This is a genomic window from Catellatospora coxensis (genome assembly GCF_016862635.1).
In the GTDB taxonomy this organism is placed as follows: domain Bacteria; phylum Actinomycetota; class Actinomycetes; order Mycobacteriales; family Micromonosporaceae; genus Catellatospora; species Catellatospora coxensis.
In genome coordinates this window covers 88,654-98,551 of sequence record NZ_BONI01000030.1, presented here as the reverse complement: position 1 = coordinate 98,551, position 9,898 = coordinate 88,654, and the positions used below count along the sequence as shown (strand labels likewise).

The window sequence follows — 9,898 nt, the reverse complement described above, 5'->3', positions numbered from 1 at the left end:
GGCGGTGGCGCTCGCGACGGCGGCCGCCCGCCACCGCCGGGCCAGCAGCAGGTAGACGATGAAGATCGCCGGGGTGAGTTTGATCGCGGCGGCCAGGCCCGTCCCGATGCCCGCCCACCGGCTCCGGCCGCTCGCCAGCAGCCACGCGTCGGCCAGCACCAGCGCGACGAGGACCAGGTTGACCTGGCCGAAGCTGACCGTGTCCCGGGCCGGCTGCGACGCGGCCAGCAGGCACGCGGCGACCCCGAAGGTGAACAGCCGCGGCCACCCGTGCTCCCGGGCGATCGGGTCGACCAGCCAGTACAGCACCAGCGCGCAGGCGACCGCGGTCAGCGCCACGTTCACCGCGATGGCGGTGTGCCAGCCCAGCATGCTCATCGGCAGCATCACCACCGCCGCGAACGGCGGGTACGTGAAGCCGTAGTGGGTGCCCGGCACCAGGTAGTCGTAGACGCGGCCGCCCTCGTGCACCCAGCCGTTGACGGTGCCGTAGTAGACCAGCACGTCGAACCAGCCGCGATGCCCCGGGATCAGCGCGATGAACAGGCCCACCGCGGTGGCCAGCGCGACCACGCAGAGCAGGCGGGCGCGAGGGGTCTTCACCATGCGGCGGGTTCCGTTCCTCGGTAGGCGGGCGCGACGTCGCCGGTGGACAGGAACACGATCGGCACCGCCAGCAGCGCGCCGGTCAGCGCCGCGGCCAGCTCGTCGGCCGACGGGGTGAAGCCGTTCGGGAACACGGTCACGGTCAGCGCCAGGCAGGCGAGTGCGGTCCAGCGGCGCACCCGGCCGTCGGGCGGCGCGGCGGCCGCGATCGGGACCAGCCCCCACAGCAGATACCAGGGGCGCAGCGCGGGGCCGAGCAACGCGAGCGCGGTCAAACTCAGACCGAGGGCGTACACCAGGCCCAGTCTGCGCCGGTGATGCCAGGCCAGCAGCGTCGCGACCGCCGCTGCCACCAGCCCGATCCAGCGCCACGCCGGGATCGCCGACGCGGCCAGGTCACTGCCCACCGACTCCAGCAGGTTCCGGGTGATCCTGCCGACGGTGCTGCTCAGCGACCAGTTGTGGGCCGAGATCGGCGTCGTCAGCGAGCGCACCCACCCGAACCCGGTGCCCGTCACGGCGGTCACCAGCGCGGTCGTCGCCGCCCCGATCCCCGCGGTCAGCGCGAGCGCCCGCAGCGTGGCCACCGGGCGGCTGAGCGCCGGACGCAGCGAGCGCTGCCACAGCCAGACCACCACGACCAGGCCGAGCGCCGCCGGGGCCTTCACCAGGCAGGCGAGCGTGATCGCGACGGCGGCCAGGGTGAACCGGCTCGCCGCGGCGGCGGTCAGCCCGGCGATGAGCAGGCCCAGCATCACCGCGTCGTTGTGCGCGCCGCTGACCAGGTGCAGCAGCACCAGCGGGTTCAGCACGCCCAGCCACAGCGCCGCGGCCGGATCCACGCCGCAGGCCCGAGCCAGCCGGGGCAGGCACCCGATGAGCAGCACCACCCCGGCGAGCGCGACCGCCCGCATGCCGAACACTCCCAGCGGCACGTCGCTCGCCGAGAACCTCGACACCCCGGCGGCCAGGGACAGGAACGCCGGCCCGTACGGCGTCGGCGTGTGCTGCCAGATCGCGGGCACCTCGGCGAGCAGGGGTCCGCCCAGCTCCGACGGCCCCGCGTCGTACACGTCGAGCCCCGCCGTGACCATCGCGCCCTGCGCCAGGTAGCTGTACACGTCCCGGCTGAACAGCGGCGGCATCGCCACCAGCGGCAGCGCCCACGCAGCCAGCACCAGCAGCAGCCCGCGAGGCGACGGCGGCTCCCCGCCGTGCACCGCCCGCCCCAGCCGCCACCACGCCGCCGCCAGCAACGCGAGCCCGAAGTACGCGCAGACCAGCCCGAGACTCTGATACTGCCGCAACTCGCCCAGCCCCAGCGCGGGCGCGAGCGTGTCCCGCACCGGCAGCGCCCCCGCAGCCAGCCCACCCCCGGCCAGCGCCACCGACCCGGCCAGCCCCAACACCAGGCACCGCCCCGCCTCCCCGCCCAGCCCACGCGAAAGGAAGGGCACCTTCACATCGCTTTGCGATGTAGAAGGTGCCCTTCCCCACTTCGAAAGGTTGCGCAGGCGGGTAGACGGCACCCCGGCAGGGTGCCAGCAGGCGGTGTACGGCAGGCGACCGCGCCCCCAACCCACCGTGGCCGCAGGGTTGCCGCTCGCGCCGGTCAGCCCTCGTCGATGGCGATGTCCAGCGCCGCGGCCAGCGTGTGCGCCAGCCCGGCCAGGTCGTGCGCGCTGACACTCGCCCCGCGCAGGCTCGCCACGCTGCCGATGCCGCCCAGCTCGCACCGGGTGAACCGGGCTCCGGCGCAGTCGGCCTGGGCGAACTGCGCGCCCGACAGGTCGCAGCCGGTGAACGACGCCCCGCGCAGGTCGGCGTTGGTGAAATCGGCCCGGGTCAGGTTGCAGTCGACGAAGGCCACGTCCTTGAACGAGGTGAACCGGAACGTCGCCAGGTCCATCCGGCACTCCCGGAACGTCGCGTCGCGCAGTGTGCCGTCGACCCACTGCAGGCCGGTCAGCCGGGCCAGCGACACCTCGACCCGCAGCAGGCCCGACTTGGTCGCCTTCAGGTTCGCCCAGTCGGAGGTCTCCACCAGGCAGTCGGTGAACATCGCCCGGTCCAGCACGGTGCGGGCCAGGCGGGTGCGGGTGAACCGGCACTGCTCGAACTCGGCCGAGTCGGCGGCCTGGTCGCTCAGGTCCAGGTCGAGGAACGCCAGCCGCCGGAACGTGGCCTCGTCCTCCAGGTCGTGATCCGGCGACACGGCCGTGTCCATGGCCGCCGGCGGCCTCGGACTGGCCGGCACCCGGGCTGCACGGGTGATGTCTCTACCGGTGGCTGGGCGAATTGGCACGGGGTTGACCATAGCGCTGAGCACCGGTGCGGTCCCAGGCTCATGAGCTATGCGCGGCGTATGGCGGACAGGTCGTGGCGAAGGTCTCCAGCGGGCCTTCGCATTCTGGCTCTATCCGATGATCGGGATCGCTTTGTTCGCCGTCACGCAAGCGGTCATCGCGCTACGAAGGCTTCGTCACCGGAAAGCAGGACTGGACATGAGCGGGTTCGCCTGACCCGCCCCCGTTGACGGGAACGGCAGAGGTTCCCTGTCGAACTCCGTGCCTCACCGTCGTCGCAGCAGGTCGAGTTCGGCGCCCCAGGCGTCGAGCACGTCGCCGTGGCCGCGGTCGCGGGCGAGCCGCTCCAGGTCGGGGAAGAGCCCAGCGGGGTCGTCGGCGACGCGGACCGGCAGGGTGGCGGCGTCCCACGGCTCGCCGAGCGGGTACGTCTCCAGCTCCCAGCGCAGGTACTTGTTGTACGGCCGTACCCGGCCGTGCAGCGCGAACAGCGTGAACAGGAACCACGAGACGCTCTCCATCTCCTCCAGCCGGGCCAGGTCGGCGCGGCCGTCGCGGTGGTTCTTCGCCGCCCGGTAGATGAAGTTGACGTACCCGTCGAGGTACTCCCGCGACCACTCGGCCGTCTCCGTCGGGGTCAGCGTCGCCTGCGCCTGGGCGAGCGCCGCGATGCGCCCGTCGAGCCGGTCGAGCAGCACCCGCGCGCCCCGGTACACGTAGCGTTCCCAGACGTTCGAGGTGTCGGCCAGTTCGTCGACCGTGCAGATGATCTCGTCCATGTCCGACGTCTTGCGGGTGCGCGTCCACTGCCCGCCACGCTCGTCCACCACCACGATCACGTCATGGTCGGAGTGGACCGTGGCCATGCCGCGCGCCATCGACCCGGTCAGGATCACGCCACGAACGGCTGGATCGGCCACGGCACGTGCGAGTAGGCCTTCGTAGGCTCCCACCCGGCAAGCATCGCAGCGCCGGCAACTGGTTTTGGGCAGACCGACTGCCGTGAGGTGGTTGCTCAGTGCGTACGTGGCCTTGATCAGGCGGACGGGCGTGTCGTCGGCTACTACGCGCTCGCGGCTGGCAGTGTCGCGCCTGCCGACGCGCCGCGCCGCATCATGCAGGGCACCGGCCACTGTCACCAGCCGGTGGTCATATTGACCCGGCTCGGCGTGGACCAGGCCGTGCAGGGGGCGGGGCTGGGGCGTGCCCTGGTCGTCGACGCGCTGCGACGTATCGCCACCGCAGCTGAGGTGATCGGAGTCAGGGCGCTCCTCATCCACTGCGAATCCGAAGCCGTCCGCGACTTCTACCTGCGGTTGGCGAAGTTCGACCCGAGCCCGACTGACTCGTTGCACCTTCTACTGATGATGAAAGACCTGCGCCGCGCCCTCGCTCCATGACGCGTCCCCCACGCTGATCGGGCCGGCTCGCCCGGCGCGGGTCACGGATGGGTGTTCGAGCGCGGTGTGCACGGCGAGGAAGCCCTGTACCGCGGTGTCCCAGCCGAAGAGTTCGGCGCGGGTGCGGGCGGCGTCGCGACGGCGGCGCTCGTCGCGGTCGAGCAGCCGCAGCACGCCGTCGGCGAGGTCCTCGCCCGCGACCGCGACCCCCGCGTCGCCGACCACGGCCGGCAGGGCGCTCGACGCGCTCACCACGGCCGGGGTGCCGCAGGCCAGGGCCTCCAGCGCGGCGAGACCGAACGTCTCCATCGGGCCGGGCGCGAGCACCAGATCCGCGCTGGCCAGCAGCCCCGCCAGCCGTTCCCGATTGCTGATCCACCCGGTGAAGACCACCGGCAGCCCCGCCGCCGCGTCCTGCAACCGGGACCGCAGCGGCCCGTCGCCCGCGATCACGAGCCGGGCTGCCACGCCCCGGTCGAGGAGCGTGCGCAGGGTGGTCAGCGCACGTTCGGGCCGCTTCTCGGGCGACAGGCGTACGCAGCAGACCAGCAGCAGCTCGCCGCCGGGCACGTGCTCGCCGCGCACCAGCGGGTCGCGGCGGTCGGGGCGGAACAGGTCGAGGTCGACGCCGAGCGGCACCTGCGTGACGTTGTGCGCGCCGACACCGGTGAACTCGCCCGCGGCCCAGGCGGTGGTGCAGACGATCTGGTCGTACGCGGCGGCGCTGGCGCGGTTGAGTCCGGCCGCCACCCGGGCGCGCACCGCGGCGGGCAGCTTCACGACGCCGAGCAGCCCGTCGACGCTCTCGTGCGACACCATCACCGACGGCACGCCGTGGCGTCGTGCCCAGGCGCCGGTCCAGCGCAGCGTGGTGCGGTCGGACACCTCGATCCGGTCCGGCGCCAGTCGCTCCAGCAGCCGGGCGAGCGGCGCGCGGCGTACCAGCATCCGGTAGCCGCCGCCCAGGCCGGGCGCGACCGGTCCGGGCAGGGTGATGACGCGGCCCTGCTCGGTCGGCTCGTCGGTGTGCCGTGGCCCGGGGACGACGAGCACCGGCTCGTGCCCCGCCTGGGCGTACCCGCGGCCCAGTTCCCGCAGTGCGGTGCGCAGGCCGCCGGAGCTGGGGGTGACGAAGTTGGCCAGCCGGACGATGCGCAGCCCGGTCACGGGGCGGGCACCGGGACGGCGACGGGCGCGGCGAGGCGGCCGGGGGCGCGTACCGCGTCGGCCGCGGCGGCGTAGTGGCCGATCAGCTCGTCGCCCAGCGCCGACCAGGTCCGGGTGGCGACGGCCGCGCGGGCGGCCTGCCCGTAGGCGCGGCGTACGGCCGGGTCGGCGAGCGCCCCGACCGCCGTCGCGAACGCGGCGGGGTCGTCCGGGGTCACCAGCAGCCCGTCGACGCCGTGGTGGACCAGGTCGAGCGGGCCGCCTATCGCCGGGGCGACCACGGGCACGCCGCTGGCCTGGGCTTCCTGCACGGTCTGGCAGAACGTCTCGTGCGGTCCGGTGTGGACGAAGACGTCGAGGCTCGCGTACAGCCGGGCCAGTTCCGCACCGCGGCGGGTGCCGAGGAAGGCGGCCTGCGGCACCGCGCGGCGCACCGCGTCGCGGGTCGGGCCGTCGCCGACCACGGCGACGCGCACGCCGGGCAGCGTCGCGGTCCGCGCGAGCAGGTCCACCCGCTTCTCCCGGGCCAGCCGGCCGACGTAGCCGACGATCAGCTCGCCGCCGGGGGCGAGCTCGTCGCGCAGCGCCTCGTCGCGGCGCGACGGGTGGAACAGGTCGGTGTCGACGCCGCGGCCCCACCGGCCGACGTCCGGCACGCCGTGCGCGACGAGTTCCGCGGCGGTCGCCGAGGACGGGGCGAGGGTGAGCGCGGCGCGGCGGTGCACGTGCCGGATCCAGCGCCAGGCCAGGGCCTCGCCGGTGGCCACGCCGTAGGCGCGGGCGTAGCCGGGCACGTCGGTCTGGTAGATCGCGACGACGGGCACGCCGAGGTCGGCGGCTGCCTTCGCACCCCACGCGCCGAGCACGAACGGGCTGGCCAGGTGCACCACGTCGGGCCGGTGCCGCGCGAGCGCCTCCCGGAGCCGACGGGTCGGCCAGGCCAGCCGCACGTTGCCGTACCCGGGCAGCGGCAGCGACCCCAGCCGGACCACGGGGTACGGCTTCTCGGTGACCGTGCGGCCCGCCCGGGGCGCGGGTCGGGGCGCGATCACCATCGGCTGGTGGCCGCGCGCGAGCAGGTGGTCCGCGACGCGGGCGACGGAGTTCGCGACGCCGTTGACGTCCGGGGAGAACGACTCGGTGATGATCGCCACGCGCATGGCGGTGACGCTAGGTTCGCCGTCCGGACGTGGGGCGAAGTGCCGGAGTCGCGGCGGCGAAGACCAGTGGAACGGTATGCCGGACCTCAGCCGGGCAGGTCACCGGCCCGCACCCGCCCGGCCGGACCTCGAACAGCGCGTCGGCGGACGGCGGGTGCGGGCACGGTCCGCCTAGGATCGGGGCCATGTTCGCTGAACTGCAGTGCGTGGTGCTGGACTGCCGTGACCCGAAGCGGCTCGCCGAGTTCTACCGGTCGCTGCTCGGCGGGACGGTCGACCAGCCCGACCGGCGCTGGTCGCTCGGCGCCGACTGGTCGACGCTGCACGCCCCGAACGGCCTGGTGCTCGCCTTTCAGCGGGTGTCGGAGTACCAGCCGCCGCAGTGGCCGGATCCCAGCAAGCCGCAGCAGTTCCACCTCGACTTCGGCGTGCCGGACCTGGACGCGGCCGAGGAGGAGGTGCTGGCCTGCGGCGCGACCGTGCTCGACGCGGGTTCGCCGGGCCAGAGCTGGCGGGTGTACGCCGACCCGGCCGGCCACCCGTTCTGCCTCGTACGGCACTGAGCCGCGTCAGCGGGTGACCGCTGCGGCGAGTTCGCGCAGCAGGTCGCCCAGGCGGCGGGCGTCGGCGGGGTCCAGGCGGCTCAGCGCCTCGCGCTGCACCGCCAGCCCGGCCGGGACGGCCTCGTCGATCAGTTCCCGGCCGGCCGGGGTGAGCTGCGCGCGCAGTGAGCGCCGGTCCCCCGGATCGGGGGTTCGCGTGATCAGCCCGGCCGTCTCCAGCTTGTCCAGCCGCCCGGTCATGCCGCCGGTGGTGAGCATCAGGGTGTCGGACAGCTGCTTGGGGGAGAGGTTGAACGGCTCCCCGGCGCGGCGCAGCGTGGCCAGCACGTCGAACTCCCCGCGCCCGATGCCGAGGCGCTGGTAGGCGCGCTCCATGCGGTCGCCGATGGCGGCGGCGACCCGGTAGACGCGCCCGAAGACCTCCATGGGCAGCAGATCGTCGAGGTCGGGGCGCTCGTCGCGCCACTGGTCGATGATCACGTCTACGGCGTCCTTGGTCATGAGCAGATGGTAACTTGACGGAAACTAGCTTAGTGATAAGTTACTTGTAAGCTAGTTGTCGAGAGGGAGGCAGTCATGACGTACACCGGCGACCTCGGCGCGGTCAGCGCCGCGTTCCACCCGTCCGGCGCGGCGGAGCAGGCGGTCATGGGCTCGGGCTCCACCGGCCGGTTCGTCGCCCCGGGCAGCGTCACCCAGGGCCGCTTCGGCCTCTACGAGTGGCACATGCCGGCCGGGGCGGGCGGAGCCGACGCGCACTTCCACCGCACCTTCTCCGAGTCCTTCTACGTCATGACCGGCACGGTGCGGCTGTTCGACGGCGCACGCTGGGTCGACGCCTCGGCCGGCGACTTCCTGCACGTGCCCGAGGGCGGCGTGCACGGCTTCCGCAACGACAGCGGCGCCGCCGCCTCGATGCTCATCCTGTTCGCCCCCGGCATCGCCCGGGAGACCTACTTCCGCGAACTCGCCGACATCGCCGCCGGCGGGCGGCAGCTGTCGGCGGACGAGTGGACCGACCTGTTCGCCCGCCACGACCAGTACCGCGCCTGAGGAGGCCCGATGACGACGTACGCCGACATGTGGTTCGACCCGAAGTGCCCCTGGGCCTGGAACACCTCGCGCTGGCTGCTGGAGGTCGAGCAGGTCCGCGACGTACGCGTGCGCTTCCACGTGATGAGCCTGTGGCTGCTCAACCACGACCGCGAGGTCGACCCCTGGTATCGCGGCTGGCTGGCGGACACCCTGGGCCCGGTGCGCGTGGTCACCGCGGTGCGGCAGAAGTTCGGCGACGACGTCGTACGCGACTTCTACACCGCCCTCGGCGACCGGATCCACGGCGACAAGACCCCGATCGGCCCCGACCTGTACACCGCCGCCCTGTCCGACCTGGGCCTACCCGCCGAACTCGCGGCCGCGGCCGACGTGCCCGACCACGACGAGGCCCTGCGCCGCAGCCACGACGAAGGGCTGCGCCCGGTCGGCGAGGACCTCGGCACTCCCGCGATCCACGTCCCCGGCCCCGACGGCACGCTCCACGCCTTCTTCGGCCCGGTGGTTACTCCGGTGCCTCGCGGCGAGGCCGCGGGCCGCCTGTGGGACGGCGTCCTGCTCGTGTCCACCACCCCGGGCTTCTACGAGCTCAAACGAGGCAACCGCCCCCGGCCCAGCGTCTCCTGATCAGTAGTCCTCGTCGTCGTCGTACGGCGCGAAGTCCTCGACCGCGGTCAGGTCGATGGTGTCGTCGGCGGAGGCCACGAACTCTTCGAGCTCGTCGTCGTCGATCAGGGACGGGTTGTCTGCCTGCTGCGGTTCGCTCACGGTACGGCCTGCACTTTCACGGTCAGTGAACAGTGGTGACAGCTCGATTAGAGCGCTGCGGTCCGGTCCGCGCGAGCTGACACTCCGTGCGTGGCCGCCCGGCCGGCGGTTCAGCCCGGGTTGACCTGCGTGTCGGCGCGGGTGAGCTCGGTGACGTGCGAGATCAGCATGTCGTCGGCCTGGCGGGCCAGCTCCTTGACCCGTGGGTCGAAGCCGAAGTTCAGCTCGGTGCGGGCCGCCTGCAGGCTGTCGTTCTGGGTCTGGATGCTCCGCGTGATCCACATCTGGTCGAAGGTGGCCCCGGCCGGGGCGGCGGCCAGCTCCTTGAGCATGTCCAACTGCTCCGGGGCAGGCTGTTTCGGCAGCGTCACCTTGGTCTGGTCGGCGACCGCGACGACCGCCGCGTCGAGCTTCGTGTGGTCGTCGACGAACTGCTGGCCGAGCCGCCTCACCTCGTCCGAGGTTCCCCTCTGCGCGGCCAGGGCGCCGGACGCGAGCTCGTACAGGTTCGCCTGGTGGATGCCGATCAGGAAGGAGCTGTCCTGCGGTGACGGCACCGCCGCCGCCGGACTCGCCGTGCCGACGGACAGCAGTGCCGCGGCGAGCGCGACGAACAGCCCTCTGCTCCGGTTCATGACCAAGCCTCCATCCCCCGGACCGCGCGGCGCAGCCTGGTGCCGCGGGTGGCGCACGGCCGCCTGCGCCCTGGTCAGTACCCACGAAGACCGTTTCCGACACCTGCGGGCACCGGGGCCGCGATCTTCCCGCCTAGACTGCTGCGCGAGCGGGGCCGTAGCGCAGAAGTCGTCGCGCCCGTCGTCAAACGGGATGACGCCGGTGCGAATCCGGCCGGCCCCGCTCCCCATCGCCGTACG

Annotated in this window: 13 protein-coding genes and 1 tRNA gene; 5 read left to right on the top strand and 9 right to left on the bottom strand. The window is 73.2% G+C overall.

From position 1 onward, the window contains the following. The 4 genes from Cco03nite_RS19030 to Cco03nite_RS19015 all read right to left on the bottom strand — a co-directional run. Positions 1 to 606 (bottom strand): glycosyltransferase family 87 protein (locus Cco03nite_RS19030; RefSeq protein ID WP_239167484.1); only part of this gene is annotated, 606 nt, incomplete at its 3' end. After that, entirely contained in the window at positions 600 to 2,063 is a 1,464-nt protein-coding gene (gene mptB, locus Cco03nite_RS19025; protein ID WP_203693470.1) for a polyprenol phosphomannose-dependent alpha 1,6 mannosyltransferase MptB, read from the bottom strand. The genes mptB and Cco03nite_RS19030, both read right to left, overlap by 7 nt. Positions 2,064 to 2,218: 155 nt before the next feature. Next, entirely contained in the window at positions 2,219 to 2,821 is a 603-nt protein-coding gene (locus Cco03nite_RS19020) for a pentapeptide repeat-containing protein (protein WP_203693469.1), read from the bottom strand. A gap of 357 nt (positions 2,822 to 3,178) precedes the next feature. Further along, complete coding sequence (locus Cco03nite_RS19015) at positions 3,179 to 3,808, bottom strand: nucleotidyltransferase domain-containing protein (RefSeq protein ID WP_275412055.1); 630 nt, start codon at positions 3,806 to 3,808, stop codon at positions 3,179 to 3,181. 111 nt (positions 3,809 to 3,919) lie between these two features. On the opposite strand from Cco03nite_RS19015, the gene Cco03nite_RS19010 reads away from it, so the two are divergent. After that, the gene (locus Cco03nite_RS19010) at positions 3,920 to 4,312 is read left to right on the top strand and encodes a GNAT family N-acetyltransferase (protein ID WP_203693467.1); all 393 of its coding nucleotides are present in this window, start codon (positions 3,920 to 3,922) and stop codon (positions 4,310 to 4,312) included. Here the strand turns inward: Cco03nite_RS19010 and Cco03nite_RS19005 are convergent. Continuing rightward, on the bottom strand, positions 4,271 to 5,479 hold the full coding sequence (locus tag Cco03nite_RS19005) for a glycosyltransferase (RefSeq protein WP_308440660.1): 1,209 nt from the start codon (positions 5,477 to 5,479) through the stop codon (positions 4,271 to 4,273). The genes Cco03nite_RS19010 and Cco03nite_RS19005 overlap by 42 nt on opposite strands. Continuing rightward, entirely contained in the window at positions 5,476 to 6,639 is a 1,164-nt protein-coding gene (locus Cco03nite_RS19000) for a glycosyltransferase family 4 protein (RefSeq protein WP_203693466.1), read from the bottom strand. Before Cco03nite_RS19000 ends, Cco03nite_RS19005 begins: the two co-directional genes overlap by 4 nt. Positions 6,640 to 6,824: 185 nt before the next feature. Here Cco03nite_RS19000 and Cco03nite_RS18995 point away from each other — a divergent pair, with 185 nt between their 5' ends. Continuing rightward, entirely contained in the window at positions 6,825 to 7,202 is a 378-nt protein-coding gene (locus Cco03nite_RS18995) for a VOC family protein (RefSeq protein ID WP_203693465.1), read from the top strand. 6 nt (positions 7,203 to 7,208) lie between these two features. Here the strand turns inward: Cco03nite_RS18995 and Cco03nite_RS18990 are convergent, their stop codons facing one another. Beyond that, entirely contained in the window at positions 7,209 to 7,703 is a 495-nt protein-coding gene (locus tag Cco03nite_RS18990) for a MarR family winged helix-turn-helix transcriptional regulator (protein ID WP_203693464.1), read from the bottom strand. Positions 7,704 to 7,778: 75 nt separating this feature from the next. On the opposite strand from Cco03nite_RS18990, the gene Cco03nite_RS18985 reads away from it, so the two are divergent. After that, positions 7,779 to 8,255: a cupin domain-containing protein gene (locus tag Cco03nite_RS18985; RefSeq protein ID WP_203693463.1), complete on the top strand. Its 477-nt coding sequence runs from the start codon at positions 7,779 to 7,781 to the stop codon at positions 8,253 to 8,255. 9 nt (positions 8,256 to 8,264) lie between these two features. Beyond that, complete coding sequence (locus Cco03nite_RS18980) at positions 8,265 to 8,882, top strand: mycothiol-dependent nitroreductase Rv2466c family protein (RefSeq protein ID WP_203693462.1); 618 nt, start codon at positions 8,265 to 8,267, stop codon at positions 8,880 to 8,882. Here the strand turns inward: Cco03nite_RS18980 and Cco03nite_RS18975 are convergent, their stop codons facing one another. Together Cco03nite_RS18975 and Cco03nite_RS18970 are read right to left on the bottom strand one after the other, a co-directional pair. Then, on the bottom strand, positions 8,883 to 9,023 hold the full coding sequence (locus tag Cco03nite_RS18975) for a hypothetical protein (protein WP_203693461.1): 141 nt from the start codon (positions 9,021 to 9,023) through the stop codon (positions 8,883 to 8,885). Between the two features lie 110 nt (positions 9,024 to 9,133). Next, entirely contained in the window at positions 9,134 to 9,658 is a 525-nt protein-coding gene (locus Cco03nite_RS18970) for a DUF4142 domain-containing protein (RefSeq protein ID WP_203693460.1), read from the bottom strand. Between the two features lie 151 nt (positions 9,659 to 9,809). Between Cco03nite_RS18970 and Cco03nite_RS18965 the strand changes: the two genes are divergently transcribed. Next, positions 9,810 to 9,881: transfer RNA gene (locus tag Cco03nite_RS18965), tRNA-OTHER, on the top strand. Positions 9,882 to 9,898: the final 17 nt, after the last annotated feature.

Bases quoted from the DNA above. Each gene is read 5' to 3' on its own strand.
- Cco03nite_RS19000 (WP_203693466.1), bottom strand. From the start codon at position 6,639: ATGCGCGTGGCGATCATCACCGAGTCGTTCTCCCCGGACGTCAACGGC.
- Cco03nite_RS18995 (WP_203693465.1), top strand. From the start codon at position 6,825: ATGTTCGCTGAACTGCAGTGCGTGGTGCTGGACTGCCGTGACCCGAAG.
- Cco03nite_RS18990 (WP_203693464.1), bottom strand. From the start codon at position 7,703: ATGACCAAGGACGCCGTAGACGTGATCATCGACCAGTGGCGCGACGAG.
- Cco03nite_RS18985 (WP_203693463.1), top strand. From the start codon at position 7,779: ATGACGTACACCGGCGACCTCGGCGCGGTCAGCGCCGCGTTCCACCCG.
- Cco03nite_RS18980 (WP_203693462.1), top strand. From the start codon at position 8,265: ATGACGACGTACGCCGACATGTGGTTCGACCCGAAGTGCCCCTGGGCC.
- Cco03nite_RS18970 (WP_203693460.1), bottom strand. From the start codon at position 9,658: ATGAACCGGAGCAGAGGGCTGTTCGTCGCGCTCGCCGCGGCACTGCTG.